Here is a 22,779-nt window from a genome sequence, read left to right as displayed (position 1 = left end):
AGTAAACAACTTAAAATATATTACCATGCGCACGTCTTAAAAGCAAGAGCTGGAAGGATGTCTAAGGTGAAAGTATGAAATGCCGCCACTTGCAAACAATAACGGAAGACACTTCGCACTTCTTCGAAGGGAGACAGACATTATCGTGAGCAATCTGGACTTGCAGCAATATAATGTACGCACCGATCTGGCGCTGGAGGCAAAGGAAATAGCGGAGCAGTCGGGCGCTAGCGGCCCGATACCGGGCATCGTATCCAAGACGTTTGAGGATAATGGCATTACGATTACAGAGCTTGAGGTGCAAACAGAGCAGGGCTCGCAAGCTATTGGCAAAGTGCTCGGCAACTATGTAACGCTGGAGGTGCCGGAGCTTCGCAATCAGGATACGGAGCTTCAGGACCGGGTAGCTACACATTTCGCCAAGCATTTCGAAGCATTTCTGCAGCGGGTGAATGTAGGCAAGACAGCGAAAGTACTGATTGTTGGTCTCGGCAACTGGAACGTAACACCGGATGCGCTAGGACCACTTGTTGTGGAAAATGTGATGGTTACCCGTCAGTACTTCGAGCTGATGCCCGATCAGGTTGCACCCGGATATCGTGCGGTCAGCGCCGTAGCTCCTGGCGTGCTTGGCATCACGGGCATTGAATCCAGTGAGATTGTGCATGGCATCGTCGAGAAAACGAAGCCTGACGTCGTGATTGCGATCGATGCCTTGGCATCCCGGTCGCTGGAGCGCGTCAATACGACGATTCAAATTGCCGACATCGGCATTCACCCCGGCTCCGGCATCGGCAACAAGCGGAAAGGGCTGACGAAGGAGATTTTGGGCATTCCGGTCATTGCGATAGGTGTTCCGACGGTGGTCTATGCGTCCACGATCGTGAACAGTGCAATTGAGCTGATGCGCGGGCATATGGCTGCCAACAAAGCGGACAACAATCAGGTGTTTGGCCTCATGAATCAGATGGATGAAAGGGAAAGGCTGCAGCTTGTAAAAGAGGTGCTGCATCCGATCGGTCATGACCTGCTTGTGACGCCAAAAGAGATCGATCAGTTTATCGAGGATATCGCCAATATAATTGCCAGCGGCTTGAACGCCGCCTTGCATGATGCGGTAGATACCGATAATGTAGCTGCATATACGCATTAAACGTTCAGTTAATTATTCTACTAACGATCCAGCCGGCGCCCGTTGCAACAGCATACGGCAACGTCGGTTTTTTGCCGTACTGACCTATGCTTGCAGCTAGCTGCTGTATATGAATCTATTAAAATTTCATTTTTACTATATTCGTATATTCAGTTCTATCAGCCCGCCGAAGTTCATAGATTAATAGCATCTAACCTATGGACAACGGCGGGAGGTCATTATGAGACGAATTATGTTGCTGGATGTTGCGCGGGAGAGCAGAAGACTGCGCCAGTTGCTTGTAACGGGAAAAACGTTTGTCATCTTATCGTTTTGCTCGATGCTGTTTTTTGTCGCGATTGGACTAGCCGGTATGGCGCATCAACGGTCGGATGCGGCGCCGATATCTTCGATGAAAGGTTTCGCAGCAGCTGTTTCAAGCGGCCTTTTTGGGGACATGCTGGAAATGGAGATGCCTGCTTTTCAAAGCGAGACCAAATCGGAACCGTTGAACAATAAACAAATCAGCAGCTTTCTTATTCGGCTGATGACTGATATTAATCCAAGCGATCCGAAGAGCCTGCTGGCCGGAGAAATGCCCGGCATGGGCGCGAATAAATCATTTCTGATCCGCAAGGGTGTTGGTACGGATACGGCAGTCGGTCCGGAAGACAATGTCCCGATTCCCGGCACGGAAGGGGATGGCAGCGAAGTTGCCCAGCCTGATCCTGGCGATTCTACTGATCCGACGACACCTCCGGTTCAGACACCGGAGCCAACTGAATCGCCTGATCCCGAGCCTAACAGCAGCGGTCATTCGACGAACGGGCGAAAGATCGCCTTCATCTATCATTCTCATAACCGTGAATCCTGGTACCCGGAGCTGAAGAGCACGGCGAAGGACCCTAATTCCGATACGAAAAACATTACGCTCGTCGGCAAACGACTGGCTTCCAAGCTGGAGGAGCAGGGCGTTGGGGCGATGCATTCCGACACCGACTATCCGACAGCGATTAAAGATTACCGCTGGGAGCTTTCCTACAAATATTCGATGAAGACAGTCAAGGAAGCGATGGCAAGCAGCAAAGATTTGAAGTTCTTCTTCGACATCCACCGCGATTCGCAAAAAAGGAAGTATACGACGGTCGATATCGGCGGCAAAAGCTATGCTCAGGTCTACTTCATTATCGGTCATAAAAATCCGGACTGGCAGCAAAACGAAACGTTTGCGACCCAAATTCACGATAAGCTGGAAAAGCAATATCCTGGCATCTCGCGCGGAATATACGGCAAGACAGCTGCTACCGGCAATGGCGAGTACAACCAGTCGCTTGCCGAGGACAGCGTTCTGATTGAAATCGGCGGCGTCGACAACACGCTGGAAGAGAGCTACCGGACGGCCGATGTGCTGGCCAAAATCATTGCGGATATTTATTGGGACGCAGAGAAGGTAACTGCGCCAAAAAGCTAAGAGGGGGCTTGGATATGAAACGGAGCGCGATAAAGTGGGCAATAATGGGAGGAGTGCTCGTTTTTATCGTTCTGTATGCGATGGAAATGTCGCAAACCGGCATCGAACGGATTTATGGGCCGATCGAGGGCGGACAAACCTCTGTTACCTTGCCGTCAGCACAATCTCCGGGTAAGGGCTCAGGCGTTGAAGGTGTAGTTGACGGCAGCTCGTCTTCCCCCTCCGGCATGTCGGCGGCCGCCGAAAAGAAGATCGCCAAGCTGGAGAAGGAATTGGCGGAAGTAAGAGAAATCGCAGAGCGCGGCAGCCGCCGGGAGAGGCTTCCCGGCATTGACGGCGGGTCGAATGAGCCGGCTGTCAATAAGCTGGCGGACGGCACCTCGGGCTTCCTGCAATCCATCACGACCGGAGGCATTAAATTCGTCGTTTCCCTGTTCGATTCTGTAACGAACTAACCTCAGCCAAATCGCATTATGTAATGCGCATTGCTGGCAAACCTCCGAACTGATATAATAGATGGAATATTGGACTGTGTGGGGGTTAGGCATGACTGACGTTCGTGACCGGCAAAAGAAAATAAGAAATTTTTCAATTATTGCTCATATTGACCATGGCAAGTCTACGCTTGCGGACCGTATTCTCGAGTTTACCGGGGCTTTGACCTCGCGCGAGATGCAGGAGCAGGTATTGGACCAAATGGATTTGGAGCGGGAACGCGGCATTACGATAAAGCTGCAAGCGGTTCGTCTTACATACAAGGCGGATGACGGTGAAGAATATTTGCTCAACCTGATCGATACGCCGGGGCATGTCGACTTTACTTATGAAGTATCCCGAAGCATGGCTGCCTGTGAAGGCGCACTGCTCGTCGTGGATGCGGCGCAAGGGATTGAAGCGCAGACGCTGGCTAACGTATATTTGGCTCTGGAGAGCAACCTCGAAATATTGCCTGTAATTAATAAAATCGACCTTCCAAGCGCCGAACCGGAGCGTGTGAAGCAAGAGATCGAAGATGTAATTGGCCTTGACGCCAGCGACGCTGTGCTTGCCTCGGCTAAAGCCGGTATCGGCATTAAGGAGATTTTGGAGCAGGTCGTTCAGAAGGTTCCAGCTCCAACTGGCGATCCGGACAATCCGCTCAAAGCGCTTATTTTCGACTCGCACTACGACCCTTACAAAGGGGTAATCGTTTACGTACGGGTTATTGACGGCAGCATTAAAGCGGGTAAAAAAATCCGCTTCATGGCAACTGGCGCTGAGTTCGAAGTCATCGAAGTAGGTGCGTTCAAGCCGCGCATGTCGATTGTCGATGAGCTGGCTGTTGGTGACGTTGGATTTGTCGTCGCAGGTATTAAGAACGTTAAGGACACTCGCGTTGGTGATACGGTTACAGAGGCGAAGCGTCCTGCACCAGAGGCGCTGCCGGGCTACCGGAAAATCAACCCGATGGTATTCTGCGGTCTGTATCCAATTGAGACTCAAGATTACAATGATCTTCGAGAAGCGCTGGAAAAGCTGGAGCTTAATGACGCATCTCTCCGCTACGAGCCGGAGACGTCTACTGCGCTTGGCTTTGGCTTCCGCTGCGGCTTCCTCGGATTGCTCCACATGGAGATTATTCAGGAACGTATCGAGCGTGAATTCAACATTCCGCTCATTACGACAGCACCAAGCGTTATTTACCGCGTGACGCTGACGAACGGAACGGTTATTGATATCGACAATCCGTCCAACTATCCGGAAGCGGGCAAGCTGGAATATGTCGAAGAGCCATATGTTAAAGCAGCTATTATTGTGCCTAATGATTTTGTTGGCGCCATTATGGAGCTTTGCCAAGGCAAACGCGGCGAATTCGTTAATATGGAATACTTGGATACGAACCGCGTTACGCTCACGTATGAGATTCCATTGTCGGAAATCGTTTACGATTTCTTCGATCAATTGAAATCCAGCACGAAAGGCTATGCTTCCTTCGATTATGAATTATCGGGTTACCGTCGTTCCAATCTGGTCAAAATGGACATTATGCTCAACAGCGAACAGGTTGACGCCTTGTCCGTTATCGTTCACCGCGACCGTGCCTATCACCGCGGACGGATTATTTGCCAGAAGATGAAGGAGCTCATTCCGCGTCAAATGTTTGAAGTTCCGGTTCAGGCTTCGATCGGCACGAAGGTTATTGCCAGAGAGACGGTCAAAGCGATGCGTAAAAACGTATTGGCCAAATGTTATGGCGGCGACATCAGCCGGAAGCGGAAGCTGCTCGATAAGCAGAAGGAAGGCAAGAAGCGCATGAAGCAGGTAGGCAGCGTTGAGGTGCCGCAGGAAGCGTTCATGGCCGTTCTGAAGATCGACGAGGATTAAACTTAAGGCATACAATCAACAGGCTTACGGGAGAGCAGATTGCGGCCTCTCCGTAAGCCTGTCGTTTTTTTCATATCCAAAGAAAGCAGCAAGCAGCCGGTTAAGGCTGTTCGGAAGAGAGGAGGATTTGCAATGACTGCGATTCATACAGCGCCTAGAGCGCTTTATATTCACATACCGTTCTGTACGAACAAATGCCACTATTGCGATTTCACTTCCTATGTTCTTAAGGGCCAGCCCGTCGATGAATATTTGGATGCGCTCGAAAGAGAGATGGTCCTGACGACCGCTGCCCTGCCTCCGCAAACCATCGATACTGTCTTCGTTGGTGGCGGTACGCCGACGGTTCTGACACCGCCGCAAATGGAGCGTTTTCTCGCTTCAGTCAAGCGGCATTTCCCGCTGTCTGAGCAAGCGGAGTTTACGATGGAGGCCAATCCGGGGACGACAGATCCTGAGAAGCTGGCTGCCATGTTCGCCGGCGGGGTGAACCGGATCAGCTTCGGGGTACAGTCGTTCAACAACGCTTTGCTGGAGAAGATCGGCCGTATTCATAATGTGGACGATGTCTATAGAAGCTTGGAGAACGCTCGCGCGGCGGGCTTTACGAATTTATCGATCGACTTGATGTTCGGATTGCCGGGTCAAACGGTGGAGACGCTGGAGGACAGCGTCGAGAAAGCGCTGGCACTCGACCTTCCGCATTATTCGCTGTACAGCTTGAAGGTAGAAGAAAACACGCTGTTCCATAAGCTCTATCAGCGTGACGAGCTGCCGCTGCCGTCGGAGGACGAAGAGTTCTCGATGTATACGCATCTGATGGACCGTCTGAAGGGTGCCGGCTATCAGCATTATGAGATCAGCAACTTCGCCCGTCCTGGCTACGAGGGCCGGCACAATTCCACGTACTGGCGCAATGAGCCGTATTATGGACTGGGAGCCGGAGCTCATGGCTATGCGGGCAGAGAGCGTCATATTAATGTAAAAGGCGTTCAGCCTTATATTGATTATACGCAGACGAAGCTTCCTCGGCTGGAGACGAATGCCGTATCCGAGCTGGAGGCGATTGAGGACTTTATGATGGTTGGCTTGCGGCTGCTTGAAGGCGTACGCGCCTCGAGCTTCGCTAAGCAGTTCCCAGGCAAGACGCTGGAGCAAATTTTCGGGCCGATTATCGATAAGCTGTTGAAAGACGGCTTGCTGGAACGCATTGAAGAGGCTGAAGATTATGGCTACAGACTGACGGAAAAAGGCGTTTTATTCGGCAATGATGTGTTTGGCTCTTTCATCGGATTGGAAGAGGAAGCAGCCCGCTAAATTTTTGTGAAATTGCCTCTTGATAAAACATGCGTACCGCTGTATATTTATTCAATAGATTAAATATGCACCGGGTGGAGGCGAAGGCGGAGTGATGGCAACGGAAAGTTTGCAGGCAGTATGCAGAGTCGCGACAGCGGACGATGTGGAAACGTTATTTGAATTAATTAAAGGCTACGCGGAACAGGGAATCATGTTGCCCAGGTCCAAGGAGGCGCTCCTGCGTCAGATCTCAACCTTCGTTGTAGCTGAGGTCGGACAAGAGGTTGTCGGCTGCGGCGCGCTTACCCGGCTCGGATCTGAGCTTGTAGAAATTCGCTCGCTTGGCATGACGGAAGGCTATAAGGGGCTTGGGATCGGCAGCAAGCTGGTCGACTTTCTTATTGCGCAAGCCAAAGAGCAAGGCATTCCAAAAATTATGGCATTAACCTATGCAGTTCCGTTCTTCTTGCGGAATGGCTTCAGTATCGTCGATAAAGAGATTTTCCCGGAGAAGGTATGGACCGATTGCGTCAATTGTCCGAAGCAGCATGCCTGTGATGAAATTGCGGTGCTGCGGGTCCTTAGCGAATAGATAATTAGCCATGTGAAAATCGGATAAAAGGCCAAAATGCCGAACCGACTTGACAATCGTCAAGCTGGTTTGGTATTTTTGTATTAATGATTAGCACTCGACTTTAATGAGTGCTAACGATGAGGCGAGAACGGCCGAATTGAAATAGGCATATAATTGGGGAGGGAATTGGAATGTTGACGGACCGGCAACGAATGATACTGAATGCGATAATCGACGACTACATCCGCTCGGCGGAGCCTGTCGGATCACGAAGCATATCTAAAAGAGGCGACGTTGGCTTCAGTCCTGCTACGATTCGCAATGAAATGGCGGATCTGGAGGAGCTGGGCTTTCTGGAGCAGCCGCATACGTCGGCAGGCCGTATTCCCTCGACCAAAGGATATCGCTATTACGTCGATCATCTCGTCAATTTGAATGAAGTCAATGAACAGGACCTGACGAAAGTACGTTCTTTTTTCTCTGAAAAAGTGAATGAAATGGAGCAGGTCATCCAGCATGCTGCCATGATTTTGTCTAATCTGACGAATTATACGTCGATCTTGCTTGGACCGGAAATGTTCAGCACCTCGCTTAAGCATTTCAGTCTGGTGCCGCTCGACGCTAGTTCGGCTGTAGCGATTATCGTTACGAATACCGGACATGTGGAGAACCGGACGATCCAAATTCCGCCGGGCGTCAGCATGGAGGAAATGGAGAAGGTCGTACGGATCTTGAACACGAAGCTGGTAGGCGTTCCGCTTATTCGCTTGAAGTCCAAGCTGCATGCCGAAATGGGGCAAGAGCTGGACCGTTACATCGATCATTGCGAAGAAGTGCTGGGCGTGCTCGACAAGGCGCTGCAAAGCGACGATGAGCACCGCATCTTTCTTAGCGGAACGACGAATATGCTGACGCAGCCGGAGTTCAAGGACGTCGACAAGGTGAAGACGATTCTGGATTTGCTGGATGAAAGACCTGCGATCATGAAAATGTTTTCTGCGCTACCCTCGGGTATACAAGTGCGCATCGGAACAGAAAATGACCAAGAGGCAATTGCGGACTGCAGTCTGATTACGGCCACCTATTCGGTAGACGGCCAGTCGCTTGGCACGATCGGCATTCTTGGACCAACAAGAATGGAATACGGGAAAGTCATTAGCTTGCTTAACATTATTTCAAAGGATATGGCGCTAATGCTAGGCCGTTGGTATAAATAAGGAGGTGAATTGGGTGAGTAACGAACATAACGAAGCGGTTGAGGAAACCGTAACGGAGCAGGAGCAAGCAGGACAGGAAGCAGAGGCGCAAGCCGGGCTTCAAGAGGATCCGCGCCTCTCTGAGCTTGCACAGCAGGCAGAAGAGAGCCAGCAGCGATACTTACGCGTGCAAGCGGATTTTGATAATTTCCGCCGCCGCACCATGAAGGAAAAAGAAGAGCTGGGACAATATGCATCGATGAAGCTGATCGGGCAATTGCTTCCGGTTGTTGATAATTTTGAACGGGCGGTTGCAGCAGCTTCTGTCAATGGCGATTATGAATCGCTTTCGAAAGGCGTGGACATGATTTTCCGCCAGCTGGAGCAAACGCTGCAGCAGGAAGGCCTGCAAGCGATGAATACGGTAGGCGAGCCGTTCAACCCTGAATTCCATCAAGCCATTATGACGGTGGAATCCGATGAGCATGAAGAAGGCATCATTGTTGAAGAAGTGCAAAAAGGCTATGTACTGAAAGATAAAGTGCTTCGTCCTGCAATGGTTAAAGTCAGCGGTTAATGCTGCTGTTCAATAATAATAATCAGGCTGATGACAGCCTATAAATTAGGAGGAAACTGACGATGAGTAAAGTAATCGGTATTGACCTGGGTACAACAAACTCTTGCGTTGCAGTAATGGAGGGCGGCGAAGCCGTCGTTATTCCGAATCCGGAAGGCAACCGTACGACGCCATCCGTTGTAGGCTTTAAGAAAGATGGAGAGCGTATTGTCGGCGAAACGGCAAAACGCCAAGCGATCACGAACCCTGACCGTACGGTTAGCTCGGTAAAACGCCACATGGGCACGAACCACAAAGAAACGATTGACGGCAAAGACTTCACGCCGCAAGAAATTTCGGCAATTATTTTGCAAAAGCTGAAATCCGACGCAGAAGCTTACCTGGGCCAGCCTGTAACGCAAGCTGTTATTACGGTTCCTGCTTACTTCAATGACAGCCAGCGTCAAGCGACGAAGGATGCGGGTAAAATCGCAGGTCTGGAAGTGCTGCGTATCGTCAACGAGCCAACAGCGGCAGCTCTTGCTTACGGCATGGAGAAAACAGAAGACCAAACAATTCTCGTCTATGACCTTGGCGGCGGTACGTTTGACGTATCCATCCTTGAGCTGGGCGACGGCTTCTTCGAAGTTAAAGCAACGAGCGGCGACAACAAGCTCGGCGGCGACGACTTTGACCAAGTGATCATCGACTATCTCGTAGCTGAGTTCAAGAAAGAGCAAGGCATCGACCTGTCGAAGGACAAAGCGGCTGTACAACGCTTGAAAGATGCGGCAGAGAAAGCGAAGAAAGAGCTTTCCGGCGTATTGACAACTACAATCTCGCTTCCGTTCATCACGATGGTTGACGGCGTTCCTCAGCATTTGGAGACGAACCTGTCCCGTGCGAAATTCGAAGAGCTGTCCGAAGGACTTGTAGAGCGTACAATGGCTCCAGTTCGCCAAGCTTTGAGCGATTCCGGCTTGTCCACAAGCGAAATTAATAAAGTCGTTCTTGTAGGCGGTTCGACTCGTATTCCAGCCGTTCAAGAAGCGGTTAAAAAACTGATCGGCAAAGATCCGCATAAAGGCGTTAACCCGGATGAGGTTGTAGCGCTTGGCGCGGCTGTTCAAGCCGGCGTTCTTACTGGCGATGTTAAGGATGTCGTATTGCTCGACGTTACGCCTTTGTCCCTCGGTATCGAGACTGCAGGCGGCGTATTTACGAAAATGATCGACCGCAACACGACGATCCCTACAAGCAAATCGCAAGTGTTCTCGACGTATGCTGACAATCAGCCGGGCGTAGAGATCCACGTGCTGCAAGGCGAGCGTCAAATGGCTAACGGCAACAAAACGCTTGGCCGCTTCACGCTTAGCGACATTCCGCTCGCGCCGCGCGGCGTTCCGCAAATCGAAGTAACCTTCGACATCGATGCGAACGGTATCGTTAACGTATCGGCTTTGGATAAAGGTACAGGCAAAAGCCAAAAAATTACGATTACTTCGTCCGGCGGCTTGAGCGAGGAAGAAATCGAAAAAATGATGAAGGATGCTGAGCTGAACGCTGAGGATGACCGCAAACGCCGTGAGCTGGTTGAAGCGAAAAACGCAGCTGACCAACTTATCTACTCGGTTGACAAAACGATCAAGGATCTGGGCGACAAAGTTGACGCTTCCGAAATCGACAAAGCGAATGCAGCAAAAGAAAAACTGACTGCAGCAGTCGCTGCAGACAACATTGATGAGATCAATGCTGCTTCAGAAGAGCTGACGCAAATCGTTCAAGCGCTGTCCGTTAAGCTGTATGAACAAGCACAGCAAGGCGCAGAAGGTGCAGAACCGCAAGACGGCGGAGCAGCTCCGAAAAAAGACAATGTCGTAGACGCAGACTACGAAGTGGTTGACGACAACAAATAATTAGCTTAAGCTTGCTACCGAGGTGAGGTCAAAGTCAGGGGCTTCCTGTCTTTGACCTTCTTCGCGCACTTATAGCTTTTGCAATGGAACATGGGTGGAGGTGAGAACCAGTTGGCAGACAAACGCGATTATTATGAGGTGCTTGGCTTAGGCAAAAGCGCTTCCGATGATGAAATTAAAAAAGCGTACCGGTCGCTTGCGCGCAAGTACCATCCGGACGTGAATAAAGAAGCGGACGCAGAGTCGAAGTTCAAGGAAGTCAAAGAGGCTTACGACGTGCTCAGCGATGAGGGGAAACGGTCGACCTATGACCGTTACGGCCATGTAGACCCGAATCAGGGCATGGGCGGCGCCGGCGGCTTCTCCGGAGACTTTGGCGGAGGCGGCTTCGGCGATATCTTTGATATGTTCTTCGGCGGAGGCGGCGGCCGCCGCGATCCGAATGCTCCTCAGCGGGGCAATGACCTGCAATATACGATGACCGTAGAGTTTAAGGAAGCCGTATTCGGCAAAGAAACCGAAATTACGATTCCGCGTACGGAAACTTGCGATACTTGTACGGGATCGGGTGCGAAACCGGGCACGAAGCCGGAAACTTGTACCGTCTGCAAAGGCAGCGGCCAGCAAGAGGTTGTGCAAAATACGCCGTTTGGCCGTATGGTCAATCGCCGTGCTTGTACGAACTGCTCCGGTACAGGTCGTGTCATCAAAGAAAAATGCGGAACCTGCCATGGCGCAGGCAAAGTGAAAAAACAGCGTAAAATTAATGTCCGCATTCCTGCGGGTGTTGATGATGGCGCTCAAATCCGTCTCTCCGGCGAGGGTGAAGGCGGCCTTCGCGGCGGTCCTTCCGGCGATCTCTATATCGTGATCCGCGTGAAATCGCATGAGTTCTTCGAGCGTGAGAACGACGATATTTACTGCGAGGTTCCGCTTACCTTCGTGCAAGCGGCGCTGGGCGATGAGATTGAAATCCCGACGCTGACGGAAAAAGTGAAGCTGAAAATTCCTGCGGGAACTCAGACGGGCACTTATTTCCGCCTGAAGGGCAAAGGCGTGCCGAAGCTTCGCGGCTACGGCCAAGGCGATCAGCACGTGAAGGTAACGGTCGTTACACCAACGAAGCTGAACGACGAGCAGAAGGATTTGCTGCGTCAGTTTGGCGGCGGAACAGCAACGACCAGTTCGGTTGCCGAAAACAATACCGAGCATCATGAATCGATTTTCGATAAAATGAAGAAAGCGTTCCGCGGCGAATAGCCCGGAACGTTTTTTCTTTTCTTTTTAAATCGGGGTATGACGGGATGGAAACGAATAATTAGGGATGATTAGGCAAAAGCTAGGCGGGTTGGTTTCTATCCAATGAATCTAGAAAATAAAGGAGCTGCCAATCATGCCACAAAATAATGAGCAAAACGAGCTGGAAAAGCAAAACTTCGCAACCTTGCCGATCGGTGAAAACGAGGATGTAGAGTTCTCGGAAGAATTGGCCGACGAAGCTGACCGCAAAGCTGCGCAGCGTGCCGCTCAAGCGGATCAGCGCGCGCACGAACAGCAGCAAGAGTAGGACTTCCAGATGAATCAAATTGAACTCCGGGCGAATTTCTCCGGGCCGGAAGCGGCGCAAGAGGCGCTGCATAAGCTGCAGGCGCTGCGCGCATTTGAAGTGAACGGCTTGTATGAACACGGATGGCTGACGGCCACGGTGGATGCGGATATCGTCGACCGTGCCGTTCATCTGATCGAACAGATTGGCGGATCAACGGAAACAATCGGTTAATTATCAGTGTTTACAAACAAAACAGGGCAGTTCGAAGGCCGGCGACGACCTTTGAACTGCCCTGTTTTGCTTGATAGACTGCTATGCATGCCGCTCAATCCTGCCAGCCCTGGCCGGAAGGACGAAGCGCTTTGAGCAGTTGCTCTCGCGTCTCCCCATAGCGCAAGTGCTGGCGGGCGAATGCGAACGGCTCCGATGCCCGGTTGAGGCTGTTCGGCATATCGATTTCGATGCGGCCGGGGCCGCCTTTCATTACGATCAACCGGGAGCCTAGCAGCAGCGCTTCCTCGACATCATGCGTAATGAATACAATCGTTTTACCGGTCTCTATCCAAAGCTTGCGAAGCAAGTATTGCAGCGACTCCCTCGTAATGGCGTCAAGTGCGGCAAAGGGTTCATCCATGAGCAGCAGAGCCGGATTGGCCGCTAGCGCACGGGCAATCGCGGCGCGCTGCTTCATCCCTCCCGACAACTGATGCGGCAGCAGGGAAGCGGCGGAGCTCAAACCGACCTGATTCAAGGTTTCGGCGGCTATTTGGCTCCGTTCGGCGCGTTTTAATCCGAGCATTTTCAGCCCGAATTGCACATTCCGGTTCACGGACAGCCAAGGGAACAGATTGGCATGCTGGAAGACGACGCCGACCTTCGGGTTAGGACCGGGATGCGGCTGGTCATACAGCGTCACTTCGCCTTCCGTGGGCTTCTCGTAACCGGCTCCAAGTTTAAGCAGTGAGGTTTTGCCGCAGCCTGACGGTCCGAGTATGCAAACAAACTCCCCCTCCTGAATTTGAAGCCGAACCGAGCTGAGCACATCTGCACTGCTGGCCGCTTTGCCGCCGTAACGAAGGGAGACGCTATTGAATACAACGGCATCCTTAGCAGATACTTCGCATTGCTCCCCGGACTTCCAAATCTCATCATCAATAGCGGCTTCTATCATTCGCAAGAGCTCCTTTCGTTATTGGCGTTATGGTTACTTGCCCGTCAGCGCTTCGTTGTAGATGCCCTGCTGATAGACCGCCGCATCCGGCGCGGAAGGAATCGTCTGCTGCTCCACGAGAAACTCGCCTGTCGCTTGAAGGACCTCCGCAAATCCGCTGACACCCGTTCCTGAGCCCAAATAGCTGTCTGCCGATTGCTCGGAGGATAAGAGCCATACAAGCTCATTCATTTGCGAGAGCGTGTCGGCTTCAGGCTGGCTAAGCAGCGGAGCAAGCGACTTGGCCGCTTCGTTCGGGTTTGTACGGTACAGTTGCACGGCCTCGTCCAGGAGACCAACGTAATCTTTCAGAAACTGCGGATACTGCTTCGCAAATTCGCTGCGTACAACGCCGACATCTGCCGTAATGCTGCCTTTCTCGGCCAGCGCTTTGGCTGAGATGATAATTTTGCCGTCGTCGGCGACGAGCTTCGCCAGCGAAGGCTGCCAGACGAAGGCGCCATCGATATCTTTGCGCTGCCATGCCGCTACAATATCGGGTGGCTGCAGGTCGAGAATCGTAACCGACTTCGGATCGACGCCTTCTTGTTTTAAGGCAGCAAGCAGGCTGAAGTGAGTAGTCGAGCCGAACGGAACGGCGATTTTTTTGCCGGCCAAATCTTTGACCCCTGCTATATTGGAGCTGTTCCGGACAGCCAAAGCCTCATTGTCACCGATAACATCATGCAGGAAATACACTTGGTAAGGCAATTGGCTCGCAAGTCCGATCGCAACGGGAACGGAGCCCGCTAAACCGAGGTCGATGCCGCCGGATGCGATGGCTGTGTTGACGTCCCGGCCGGAATCGAATTGCAGCCACGTTACTTTAATATCGGGAAATTTCTTCTCGACAAGTCCTTGTGCTTTCACAAGAAGCTCGGCGTTAGGAATGATTTGAAAGCCGATTTTGACTTCTTTAGGCTGCACAGGAGCAGCTTCCGCCGGTTTTTCTGACTCCGCTGCCGGTGAAGGCGAAACTGTAGCAGCAGCAGCTTCTTTTGCCGGCGTATTGCTGCTCTTATCGGCTCCGCATCCGGCAAGCATGCTTGCCAATACGATTAGAATGATAGACAAAACGGTAAAATTCCGGTGCTTCGATCTCATAATTAATTCCACTCCTATTTATTATTGGCTCCGGTCTATTCTTTGCCGCCCCATGGCACCCATCGCCGCTCCATCCAGCGGATCATGGAGTCAATGGCAATGGCGATGAGGCCCATAAGGATGATTCCGGCAAATATAATATCGCTTCTTAAAAACTTGCTCGCATCGAGCACCATCCAGCCGATTCCGGAAATGGCCGCCACCATTTCAGCGGCGACAAGCGTCGTATAGCTGACTCCAATCGCTGTGCGAATGCCGGTGAAAATTTCCGGAAGCGCGGATGGGAGCAAAATATAGACGAACAGCTTGCGCCGGTTGGCGCCCAGCGATCTCGCCGCATGAATGCGGTCCAGCGGCACTCGGCGTACGCCTGCGACGACGGCGATGTACAGAGGTGCAAAAGCTGCCAAGTAGAGCAAAAAGACTTTGGAGGAGTCGCCGATGCCGAGCCACAGCACGAGAATGGTGTAGTAGGCGAGCGGCGGCAGCGGCCTGTAAAACTCAATGAAAGGGTCAAGCAATGATCGAACGACAGATGATGATCCGCTGATGAGTCCAAGCGGGATGGCTGTTACAAGCGCCAGCGCAAAGGCGCATCCCAGCCGGAATAGGCTGGCCAGCAGGTGGTGAAGAAGGGAGGTGCCTTTATATCCGTCATGGAAGATTTGGATAAAGGCCGCCCATACTTTGCCCGGAGAAGGGACGAATAGCGGGTTGACCCAATTCCTGCTTGTAATCAGCCACCAGAGAAGCAGAACGAGCAGTACCGATAGCGCAGAAAGTGCGGGGCTATATATTTTTTTCAATAGGGAGTTCCTCCTCCGCCTAACGATGGCTTCCAGGCTTGTAGCTGTATGCGATCATTTCGCCGCTTGGCCTGTCTAGGTGAGAGCCTGGCAAAGCGTCTCCTGCAGCAGTGCGAAGCTTCGGAAACAGCAGCTCAGCGACCCGGTACGATTCTTCCAAATGCGGATAACCGGATAAAATGAAAGTATCAATGCCAAGCTCCCGGTATTCGTTCATCCGCTCCGCTATCGTATCGGGATCTCCGACAAGCGCAGTGCCCGCGCCGCCGCGGACAAGACCGATGCCGGCCCACAGGTTGGGTGCGATCTCCAGGCTGCTGCGGCTACCGTTGTGCGCAGCCGTCATGCGCTGTTGGCCGTGGGAATCCATCCGGGCGTATACTTGTTGAGCTTTGGCGATCGTCTCGTCATCCAAATGCCGGATCAGCCGGTTAGCTGCAGCCCAAGCTTCTTCAGCCGTCTCCCGGACGATGATATGCAGCCGGATGCCGAATGTAACAGTTCGTCCTGCTGCTTTCGCTCTTTCCTTAACGAGAGCTACTTTCTGCTTGACTTGCTCAGGCGGCTCGCCCCAGGTCAAGTAACAGTCAGCATGTCTTGCAGCAACGCTGATCGCAGCCGGCGAGGAGCCCCCGAAATAAACGGGAGGGTGAGGCTGCTGTAAAGCCGGCAATAGATTGACGGCCTGAGTGACCTGCAGATGCTTGCCGTTCAGCGTAACCGTCTCCTGCTGCAGCAGCCGGCGCCAGATGGCCATGAATTCATCCGTAAGCTCGTAGCGCTCGTCATGATTAAGATAAAGCCCATCCGCCTCCAGTTCGACTGGATCGCCTCCGGCGACGACGTTAATGAGGAGTCTCCCTTCGGAGCTGCGGTCGAAGCTCGCTGCCATCCGGGCGGCTAACGTCGGGGATACGAGGCCGGGCCGCACAGCGATGAGAAATTTTAGCCTTTTGGTAACGGGTATCAGCGTCGAAGCGGTCACCCAAGGATCGTCGCATGAGCGGCCTGTTGGCAGCAGAACGCCGTCATAGCCAAGATCGTCCGCCGCAACGGCGATTTGCCGGTAGTAGGCTGGGGATGTCTCTCTAGCCCCGATGCCGGTGCCGAGATAGCGTCCGTCTCCGTATGTCGGAATGAACCAAAACAGCTTCATTGTGCACATCCTGTTCGTCAGATTGTTTAATTATTCCCATTGGTTAAGTTGGTTTAAAGGATATAAAAAAAGCATAACAACTCTTTTAAATAAAGTAGTCGTTATGCGCCTCCGGCCTTCCGGTAGGCTGACGATGAATAATTATTCACTATGTAAGCATGATAGCAGCAATTGCCATTAATAGTCAATCTTTTATTTCAACAGCAGGGCTATCATTTTCTCCGGAGTTAAGCTGGCGATTTCCCGAATGCCAGGAATGTCATGCAGAATTAGTCCTTCCATCATGGAGACATACATGAGTGCAAGCTCCATGCTGTCGCCGGCTTTGAAAATGCCGGAATGCTGACCCTCCGCTATAATAGCGGCCATGGGGCGTAAATTGTCGATAAACCTTGCGCTTACCGCTTGGGTCAATTCCTCGGGAACCGCCTCGGACGTCCGGGCGTATTGCAAAATAACGGTAATGGCCCAGCCATTGCTATAGGTCAGCCAATTGCTCGTGTACCAATGAAGCTTGTCATAGGAGGAAGCGGGAAGAGCAAGCGCTTCTTCTACAAATTCACGGTATTCGCGCTGCCCGCTCTCAACAAGAGCGCGGAAAATTTCATCCTTGGAGCTGAAAGATTTATAGACATTGCCTACGCTGATGCCGGCGGCAGCGGCAATATCGGCAATTTTGGTGGCGGGAAGACCTCGTCTGGCAATTACATGCATGGCCGCGTCCAGCAGCTGGCGCTTGCGTTCGTCGCGAAGCTTCTGATCCTTAATGACGTTGCGGGGTGACATATCGGCTAGCCCTCCTGAATGCTGCGTAATGGGCGGGATGAGAAGCGGCCCGCTATATTTTCCAACAATTAGACAATATTGTAGCACAACCATTGCAAGGGCGCTGCAATCCCTTTTTGTGCAAGCATGCCGATTAGTGTACAATAGATGTTAGTTTTTCACACTGGAGGGTAATAAAATGAAATGGCATGAAATTACAATTTCGACAACAGAGCAGGCGATTGAGATGATCTCGAACTTCCTGCATGAAATGGACGCAGGCGGCGTATCCATTGAAGAATCGGGAACGCTGAACAAAAAGCGTGACACCTCGCTTGGACAATGGTATGAAACTCCGCTTAACGATATACCGGAAGGCCATGCTGTAATCAAAGGCTACTTTGTTGAAGGCGTCGACGGAGATGAGCTGGAGAAGGCGCTCAGACCCCGAATTGATCAGCTGCGGGAGTTTGGCATCGATCCCGGCGATTACGAGATCAGCTCCAAGCTTGTTGACGAAGAAGATTGGGCAAATGCATGGAAGCAATATTTTAAACCGATCCGCGTGTCCGACAAGCTGACAATCAAGCCGACATGGGAGCATTATGAGGCGGCACCGGATGAGAAAATTATCGAGCTGGACCCGGGCATGGCGTTTGGCACGGGCACGCACCCGACGACTGCACTTTGCTTGAGAACGCTGGAATCGGTAGTTCAAGGCGGCGAAGAGATTATCGACGTTGGTACGGGTTCTGGTATTCTCGCAATCGGGGCGATTAAACTGGGAGCAAAGCGTGTACTCGCGCTTGACTTGGATCCGGTAGCGGTCACTAGCGCAACTGAAAATGTACGGCTGAACGGATTGTCCGATACGATTGAAGTGGCCGAGAGCGATCTGATGGGCGTGCTGGGCGGAAAAGTGGTGTTTGAGGCCAATGAAAGCGAAGCGCGGCAAACGTCTGTAACGCTGCCAGTTGACCTTATCGTCGCTAATATTTTGGCAGACATTATTTTGCTTTTCACCGACGATGTATACGCAGCGCTTAAGTCAGGCGGTATTTATATTGCATCGGGTATTTATAAAAACAAAGAGACGGATGTTGAAGAAGGCCTTATCCGCTCCGGCTTTGAGATTGAGCATAAACACCGTGACGAGGACTGGATTGCATTCGTCGTACGAAAGCCGAGGTGAGTAAATGAACTGGGACAGCATTCTCGCTTATCCGCTGCAAGACCTGCCGTTTGTTGCACTTGTTCTTATTATCGCGTTTACGGTGCATGAATTCGCTCATGCCTACAGCGCCTATAAATTTGGTGACAATACGGCTTATGATGCTGGCCGAGTTACGTTGAACCCGCGGGTACATATCGATTGGCTGGGAGCTATTCTGATTCTAATTGCCGGATTCGGCTGGGCGAAGCCTGTGCCGGTCAACCAGAACCGATTCAAACATCCGCGCTTGATGGGTGTAGTGGTGTCGGCTGTCGGGCCGCTCAGCAACCTTGTAATCGGCATTATCGGCTTGGTGCTTTTGTACGCACTGGATTCTTCAGGTGTGCTTGCCAGCAGTTCCAGAGGTGTAAGCCTTGCCCTTACTACTTTTTTAGGTTATTTGATCAGTCTCAATTTCTTGCTGTTTGTATTCAACTTGATTCCGCTGCCGCCGCTGGACGGCTACCGGATCATTCAAGACCTTGTTCCGCTTAAGGTTCGTTATAAAATGGATCAGAATGTCCAGTGGGGCGTGTTCTTTTTCTTGCTTATCGTTTTCATTCCGCCTTTAAGAAAAGTGACGCTTGACCCGGTGCTGGGCATGATTAGTCCATTGATCGATTTTTTTGCTAGTATTATCCGGCCGATGTTCTATTAAGGACTCATGGATTTTGACCGCTAAAACATGCTATGATGAAGGATGATTGTATGCAGCGATATTTTGTAGCCGCGGAGCAGTTCGACGGCTCCGGCGTACGCTTGTTGGGCGAAGACGCCTTTCATGCCGTTCGCGTCATGCGGATGAAGGAAGACCAGAAATTTATCGTCAGCGACGGACAGTCACGCGTTGCGCTTGCGGCTGTCGTAGAGGCTAGTGCGACCGAGGTTACAGCCCGGATCGTGGAGGAGCTTCCGATGGACAGCGAGCCTGCATGGTCGGTTACGATCGCACAAAGCTTGCCCAAGGGCGATAAAATGGAGCTCGTCATTCAAAAAGGAACCGAGATCGGCGCTTATTCGTTTGCGCCATTTCAGTCCGAGCGGATGATTGTGCAGTATGACGGCAAAAAAGAAGCGAAGCGTCTGGAGCGCTGGAGCAAAATCGCCAAGGAGGCGGCGGAGCAATCGCACCGCTGCCGGGTTCCGGCGATCGAAGCAGTACGCAGCTGGCGCGAGCTGATTGATTCGATATCGAATTATGATTTAACGTTGTTTTGTTATGAACGGGAAGGCGACGGAGCAGCGGGCAAGGGCGTAAGGGATGCGCTGCTGGAGTGGAAGCAGGCTTCTGGAGGGCAACTGCCAGCCAATCCCAAGCTGCTCATCGTCGTTGGTCCCGAAGGCGGCTTTACGGAAGCAGAAGCAAGCGGCGCGGAGGCGGCCGGCGCGGTCGTCGTCGGTCTGGGCAAACGGATATTGCGGACCGAGACCGCAGGCATCGTGGGCTTGACCTGCTTGCTGTACGAAGCCGGAGAAATGGGAGGAGCGTAAGCGATTATGCCATCGGTAGCATTTTACACCTTAGGATGCAAAGTTAATTTTTACGACACAGAGGCCATTTGGCAGCTATTTAAAAACGAAGGCTACGAGCAGGTTGATTTTGAATCGACTGCCGACGTCTATCTGGTCAATACATGTACGGTAACGAATACTGGCGACAAGAAAAGCCGCCAGATTATTCGCCGTGCCGTTCGGCGCAATCCGAACGCTGTCATTGCAGTAACCGGGTGCTATGCGCAAACGTCGCCGGCTGAAATTATGGCGATCCCGGGCGTAGATCTTGTTATCGGTACACAGGACCGCGAGAAAATTATTTCATTTGTCGATCAGATTCACGCTGACAGGACGCCGGTGAATGCTGTTCGCAACATTATGAAGACGCGTCAATTCGAAGAGCTGGACGTGCCTGATTTCTCAGAGCGTACCCGTGCTTTTCTGAAAATTCAAGAAGGCTGCAACAACTTCTGCACCTTCTGCATTATCCCTTGGTCACGGGGCTTGTCGCGCAGCCGCGAGCCGCAAAGCGTAATCGAGCAAGCGAAGCAGCTCGTCGCTTCCGGCTACAAGGAAATTGTGCTGACGGGCATTCATACAGGCGGCTATGGCGATGACATGGAGAACTACCGTTTGACTGATCTGCTGTGGGATCTCGACAAGGTGGACGGTCTGGAAAGAATCCGGATCAGCTCCATCGAAGCGAGCCAGATTGACGATACGATGATCGACGTCTTGAAACGTTCGTCCAAAATGTGCCGTCATCTTCATATTCCGCTGCAAGCGGGGGAAACCTCGGTGCTTAAGCGGATGCGCCGCAAATATACGACAGAGGAATTCGCTTCGAAGCTGCAGCGGATTCGCGAAGCGATGCCGGGCGTTGCGATTACGACAGACGTTATCGTCGGCTTCCCTGGCGAGACAGATGAGATGTTCGAGGAAGGCTACAAATTTATGGAAGCCGTCGGCTTCTCTGAAATGCACGTTTTCCCTTATTCGAAGCGGACAGGAACGCCTGCCGCAAGAATGGAGGATCAGGTCGATGAAGAAGTGAAGAACGAACGCGTTCATAAGCTGATTGATCTGTCTGAGAAAATGCAGCTCCAATACGCGCAGCAGTATGTCGGTACAGTTCTTGATATTATTCCGGAACGCGACTACAAAGGTGCGCCCGGAACTGGACTTGTAATGGGCTACTCCGATAATTACCTGCAGGTTATTTTCGAGGGCGATGAGTCGCTGATCGGGAAGCTCTGCCGCGTTAAAATTACGGAAGCGGGCGTCAACGAAAACCGCGGCCAATTGATTCGCGTGCTGGATGAGAGCGGGCTGAGCAATTTCGGACATCCGGAAGCGCTGCGGGCTTAATCTTACTGCGGTAATTGCCGTTAAAGAGAATGATAGCGAGGTTTCCGGCCCAGCCGATTGTCGGCTGGACGAGGGAGCCTCGTTGTTGCATAAAGCAAAAGAATGCCAAGCAGGACAGGGGGAAGCGGGCGTGAAGGAAATTTCTGCTGGCGGCGTCGTCTACCGCCGCACGGAAGCGGGAGAGCTGCAAATTCAGCTCATACAGGATCGGTATGGGAAAGTATCGCTTCCTAAAGGGAAAATGGAGCCCGGCGAAACGGTCGAACAGACTGCGCTTCGGGAAATTGCAGAGGAAACCGGCTTGACCGGCGTCATCGTCAAGCCGATTGATCAAATTAAATATCAGTATCATGACGAGGCAAAAGGAACGGTGGACAAAGAGGTTCATTATTATTTAGTGGAAGCGGTCGGAGGTTCACTTCAAGCGCAGGTTGAAGAAATTCGCGGCGTCGACTGGTTTGAGCCGATGGACGCCTGGCGCCGTCAAAAGCAATCCGGCTACGATAACAATAACCGGATTTTGTCCGGCGCGCTGCACCTGCTTGGCTTGAAAACGGATTAAGCTGCCTGAAGTCTTCGGAAGACTGGCAGATAGCATAAGGGAAGTGCGATCAGCGAGCTTGCGATGTTGAACAGCGTTTGCGAATGGGCGATCTGGCTCGCGGGCGAATGGGCAAGCCATCCCGATGCCGCGGCAAGCTCGCCGATGAACGGCATGAACAGCAAGGCGCCGCCTGCATTCAGCGCTACGTGAGACCAGGCGACAAGCTGGCCGCTTTTGGAGCCGCCGATGGAGGCGAGCAGCGCCGTGACGCAGGTGCCGACGTTGGCGCCCAGCACGACGGCAACGCCAAGCTCCAGCGGCATTGCGCCGATGCTGGCGAAGCCCATGATGATGCCAATGACGGCAGAACTGCTATGGACGACGGCAGTAAGCAGGGCGCCAGCGGCAAGTCCCCACCATAGGCTGGTTTGCGATTGATCCAAAAACCAGCTGAACATGCTGCTTTGCTGTACGTCCGGACCAACCGATTGCATGACGGCCATTCCAGCCAGCAGCATGCTGAAGCCTCCGAGTGCGACAGAGCTGGAGCGGATGATTGCCAGCCTGCGCAGGGCGGTGCTGCGTAAGGAAGCTGCCCGAAATTCGGTAAGAGGCACGGTTATTAGCCATATGACGAGAGAAACAGCAAGGAGCGGCAACGCCAGCTTATTTAAGCTAAGGCCGATTAGTTCGGTCGTGAGACAGGTGCCGATGTTCGTGCCTAATATAATGCCAAGCGTTCGCGGAAAAGTGAGCAGACCGGCATTCACGAGTCCGATGGCAATGACCGTGACGGCAGTACTGCTCTGCAAGAAGGCAGTCGTGGCGGTGCCGACAGCGAGTCCGTGCAGCGGTGTTGCGGTGGAACGGTGCAGCACCCGGTTCAAATGCGGTCCGGCCAGCTGTTGAAGCGCGAGCTCCATCAGCTTCATTCCGCTAAGAAAGATGGCGAAACCAAGCGCCATCGGAAGCGCAATTGCGATTAACATGAATATGAGCTCCTTTGAACAGCGTCGCTTTTTAGTATCTATACATATGCTTTTACAAGGACAGGCATGACAA

General features: G+C 52.2%; 23 protein-coding genes. 17 read left to right on the top strand and 6 right to left on the bottom strand.

Translation table 11 applies throughout. The features are described 5' to 3' along the window. Positions 1-145: 145 nt before the first annotated feature. The 12 genes from gpr (at position 146) to ACFVVF_RS07450 (ending at position 12,288) form a co-directional block, all read left to right on the top strand. Entirely contained in the window at positions 146-1,153 is a 1,008-nt protein-coding gene (gene gpr, locus ACFVVF_RS07505) for a GPR endopeptidase (RefSeq protein ID WP_387808897.1), read from the top strand. Between the two features lie 220 nt (positions 1,154-1,373). Beyond that, positions 1,374-2,603: a stage II sporulation protein P gene (locus ACFVVF_RS07500; RefSeq protein WP_387806812.1), complete on the top strand. Its 1,230-nt coding sequence runs from the start codon at positions 1,374-1,376 to the stop codon at positions 2,601-2,603. A 14-nt stretch (positions 2,604-2,617) separates the two neighbouring features. Next, positions 2,618-3,058, top strand: coding sequence for a hypothetical protein (locus ACFVVF_RS07495; RefSeq protein WP_387806810.1), 441 nt, complete (start codon positions 2,618-2,620; stop codon positions 3,056-3,058). A gap of 91 nt (positions 3,059-3,149) precedes the next feature. Then, positions 3,150-4,967, top strand: coding sequence for a translation elongation factor 4 (lepA, locus tag ACFVVF_RS07490; protein WP_387806809.1), 1,818 nt, complete (start codon positions 3,150-3,152; stop codon positions 4,965-4,967). A gap of 132 nt (positions 4,968-5,099) precedes the next feature. Continuing rightward, on the top strand, positions 5,100-6,284 hold the full coding sequence (hemW, locus tag ACFVVF_RS07485; RefSeq protein WP_387806807.1) for a radical SAM family heme chaperone HemW: 1,185 nt from the start codon (positions 5,100-5,102) through the stop codon (positions 6,282-6,284). 94 nt (positions 6,285-6,378) lie between these two features. Beyond that, positions 6,379-6,858 (top strand): N-acetyltransferase, encoded by a 480-nt coding sequence (locus ACFVVF_RS07480; protein WP_387808896.1) that lies wholly within the window; start codon positions 6,379-6,381, stop codon positions 6,856-6,858. Between the two features lie 173 nt (positions 6,859-7,031). Next, a complete protein-coding gene (hrcA, locus tag ACFVVF_RS07475) occupies positions 7,032-8,057 on the top strand; it encodes a heat-inducible transcriptional repressor HrcA (protein WP_387806806.1) in 1,026 nt (341 codons plus the stop codon). Positions 8,058-8,070: 13 nt separating this feature from the next. Beyond that, entirely contained in the window at positions 8,071-8,613 is a 543-nt protein-coding gene (grpE, locus tag ACFVVF_RS07470) for a nucleotide exchange factor GrpE (RefSeq protein ID WP_387806804.1), read from the top strand. A gap of 62 nt (positions 8,614-8,675) precedes the next feature. Next, positions 8,676-10,508: a molecular chaperone DnaK gene (gene dnaK / locus ACFVVF_RS07465; protein WP_387806802.1), complete on the top strand. Its 1,833-nt coding sequence runs from the start codon at positions 8,676-8,678 to the stop codon at positions 10,506-10,508. Positions 10,509-10,619: 111 nt separating this feature from the next. After that, positions 10,620-11,768: a molecular chaperone DnaJ gene (dnaJ, locus tag ACFVVF_RS07460; protein ID WP_387806800.1), complete on the top strand. Its 1,149-nt coding sequence runs from the start codon at positions 10,620-10,622 to the stop codon at positions 11,766-11,768. Between the two features lie 133 nt (positions 11,769-11,901). Beyond that, a complete protein-coding gene (locus ACFVVF_RS07455; RefSeq protein WP_387806799.1) occupies positions 11,902-12,075 on the top strand; it encodes a YfhD family protein in 174 nt (57 codons plus the stop codon). A 9-nt stretch (positions 12,076-12,084) separates the two neighbouring features. Beyond that, positions 12,085-12,288, top strand: a complete 204-nt coding sequence (locus tag ACFVVF_RS07450; RefSeq protein WP_387806797.1) for a hypothetical protein — start codon at positions 12,085-12,087, stop codon at positions 12,286-12,288. A gap of 94 nt (positions 12,289-12,382) precedes the next feature. Here the strand turns inward: ACFVVF_RS07450 and ACFVVF_RS07445 are convergent, their stop codons facing one another. The 5 genes from ACFVVF_RS07445 to ACFVVF_RS07425 form a co-directional block, all read right to left on the bottom strand. Beyond that, complete coding sequence (locus tag ACFVVF_RS07445; protein ID WP_387806796.1) at positions 12,383-13,228, bottom strand: ABC transporter ATP-binding protein; 846 nt, start codon at positions 13,226-13,228, stop codon at positions 12,383-12,385. A 33-nt stretch (positions 13,229-13,261) separates the two neighbouring features. After that, positions 13,262-14,371: a taurine ABC transporter substrate-binding protein gene (locus tag ACFVVF_RS07440; RefSeq protein ID WP_387806794.1), complete on the bottom strand. Its 1,110-nt coding sequence runs from the start codon at positions 14,369-14,371 to the stop codon at positions 13,262-13,264. 35 nt (positions 14,372-14,406) lie between these two features. Continuing rightward, complete coding sequence (locus tag ACFVVF_RS07435; protein ID WP_387806792.1) at positions 14,407-15,177, bottom strand: ABC transporter permease; 771 nt, start codon at positions 15,175-15,177, stop codon at positions 14,407-14,409. Positions 15,178-15,196: 19 nt separating this feature from the next. Beyond that, complete coding sequence (gene ssuD, locus ACFVVF_RS07430; RefSeq protein WP_387806790.1) at positions 15,197-16,333, bottom strand: FMNH2-dependent alkanesulfonate monooxygenase; 1,137 nt, start codon at positions 16,331-16,333, stop codon at positions 15,197-15,199. Positions 16,334-16,525: 192 nt separating this feature from the next. After that, positions 16,526-17,119: a TetR/AcrR family transcriptional regulator gene (locus ACFVVF_RS07425; RefSeq protein ID WP_387806788.1), complete on the bottom strand. Its 594-nt coding sequence runs from the start codon at positions 17,117-17,119 to the stop codon at positions 16,526-16,528. 178 nt (positions 17,120-17,297) lie between these two features. Between ACFVVF_RS07425 and prmA the strand changes: the two genes are divergently transcribed. The 5 genes from prmA (at position 17,298) to ACFVVF_RS07400 (ending at position 21,735) form a co-directional block, all read left to right on the top strand. After that, positions 17,298-18,290 (top strand): 50S ribosomal protein L11 methyltransferase, encoded by a 993-nt coding sequence (gene prmA / locus ACFVVF_RS07420; RefSeq protein ID WP_387806786.1) that lies wholly within the window; start codon positions 17,298-17,300, stop codon positions 18,288-18,290. Positions 18,291-18,294: 4 nt separating this feature from the next. Beyond that, on the top strand, positions 18,295-18,969 hold the full coding sequence (locus ACFVVF_RS07415; protein WP_387806784.1) for a site-2 protease family protein: 675 nt from the start codon (positions 18,295-18,297) through the stop codon (positions 18,967-18,969). A 50-nt stretch (positions 18,970-19,019) separates the two neighbouring features. Then, the gene (locus ACFVVF_RS07410; RefSeq protein WP_387806782.1) at positions 19,020-19,802 is read left to right on the top strand and encodes an RsmE family RNA methyltransferase; all 783 of its coding nucleotides are present in this window, start codon (positions 19,020-19,022) and stop codon (positions 19,800-19,802) included. 6 nt (positions 19,803-19,808) lie between these two features. After that, entirely contained in the window at positions 19,809-21,173 is a 1,365-nt protein-coding gene (mtaB, locus tag ACFVVF_RS07405) for a tRNA (N(6)-L-threonylcarbamoyladenosine(37)-C(2))-methylthiotransferase MtaB (protein WP_387806780.1), read from the top strand. A gap of 130 nt (positions 21,174-21,303) precedes the next feature. Then, positions 21,304-21,735: an NUDIX hydrolase gene (locus tag ACFVVF_RS07400; RefSeq protein ID WP_387808893.1), complete on the top strand. Its 432-nt coding sequence runs from the start codon at positions 21,304-21,306 to the stop codon at positions 21,733-21,735. On the opposite strand, the gene ACFVVF_RS07395 is transcribed toward ACFVVF_RS07400, so the two are convergent. Continuing rightward, positions 21,732-22,706 (bottom strand): Na/Pi cotransporter family protein, encoded by a 975-nt coding sequence (locus ACFVVF_RS07395; protein ID WP_387806778.1) that lies wholly within the window; start codon positions 22,704-22,706, stop codon positions 21,732-21,734. The genes ACFVVF_RS07400 and ACFVVF_RS07395 overlap by 4 nt on opposite strands. Positions 22,707-22,779 lie beyond the last annotated feature (73 nt).

Source organism: Paenibacillus sp. NPDC058174, from assembly GCF_042883865.1.
Lineage (GTDB): Bacteria > Bacillota > Bacilli > Paenibacillales > Paenibacillaceae > Pristimantibacillus.
This window is presented reverse-complemented; position numbering and strand designations above follow the sequence as displayed.

Coding starts and splice junctions, on each gene's coding strand:
- ACFVVF_RS07415 (WP_387806784.1), top strand. CDS start 18,295: ATGAACTGGGACAGCATTCTCGCTTATCCGCTGCAAGACCTGCCGTTT.
- lepA (WP_387806809.1), top strand. CDS start 3,150: ATGACTGACGTTCGTGACCGGCAAAAGAAAATAAGAAATTTTTCAATT.
- ACFVVF_RS07425 (WP_387806788.1), bottom strand. CDS start 17,119: ATGTCACCCCGCAACGTCATTAAGGATCAGAAGCTTCGCGACGAACGC.
- mtaB (WP_387806780.1), top strand. CDS start 19,809: ATGCCATCGGTAGCATTTTACACCTTAGGATGCAAAGTTAATTTTTAC.
- ssuD (WP_387806790.1), bottom strand. CDS start 16,333: ATGAAGCTGTTTTGGTTCATTCCGACATACGGAGACGGACGCTATCTC.
- ACFVVF_RS07410 (WP_387806782.1), top strand. CDS start 19,020: ATGCAGCGATATTTTGTAGCCGCGGAGCAGTTCGACGGCTCCGGCGTA.
- hemW (WP_387806807.1), top strand. CDS start 5,100: ATGACTGCGATTCATACAGCGCCTAGAGCGCTTTATATTCACATACCG.
- ACFVVF_RS07455 (WP_387806799.1), top strand. CDS start 11,902: ATGCCACAAAATAATGAGCAAAACGAGCTGGAAAAGCAAAACTTCGCA.
- prmA (WP_387806786.1), top strand. CDS start 17,298: ATGAAATGGCATGAAATTACAATTTCGACAACAGAGCAGGCGATTGAG.
- ACFVVF_RS07500 (WP_387806812.1), top strand. CDS start 1,374: ATGAGACGAATTATGTTGCTGGATGTTGCGCGGGAGAGCAGAAGACTG.
- ACFVVF_RS07480 (WP_387808896.1), top strand. CDS start 6,379: ATGGCAACGGAAAGTTTGCAGGCAGTATGCAGAGTCGCGACAGCGGAC.
- ACFVVF_RS07440 (WP_387806794.1), bottom strand. CDS start 14,371: ATGAGATCGAAGCACCGGAATTTTACCGTTTTGTCTATCATTCTAATC.
- ACFVVF_RS07495 (WP_387806810.1), top strand. CDS start 2,618: ATGAAACGGAGCGCGATAAAGTGGGCAATAATGGGAGGAGTGCTCGTT.
- ACFVVF_RS07395 (WP_387806778.1), bottom strand. CDS start 22,706: ATGTTAATCGCAATTGCGCTTCCGATGGCGCTTGGTTTCGCCATCTTT.
- dnaK (WP_387806802.1), top strand. CDS start 8,676: ATGAGTAAAGTAATCGGTATTGACCTGGGTACAACAAACTCTTGCGTT.
- hrcA (WP_387806806.1), top strand. CDS start 7,032: ATGTTGACGGACCGGCAACGAATGATACTGAATGCGATAATCGACGAC.
- ACFVVF_RS07445 (WP_387806796.1), bottom strand. CDS start 13,228: ATGATAGAAGCCGCTATTGATGATGAGATTTGGAAGTCCGGGGAGCAA.
- ACFVVF_RS07450 (WP_387806797.1), top strand. CDS start 12,085: ATGAATCAAATTGAACTCCGGGCGAATTTCTCCGGGCCGGAAGCGGCG.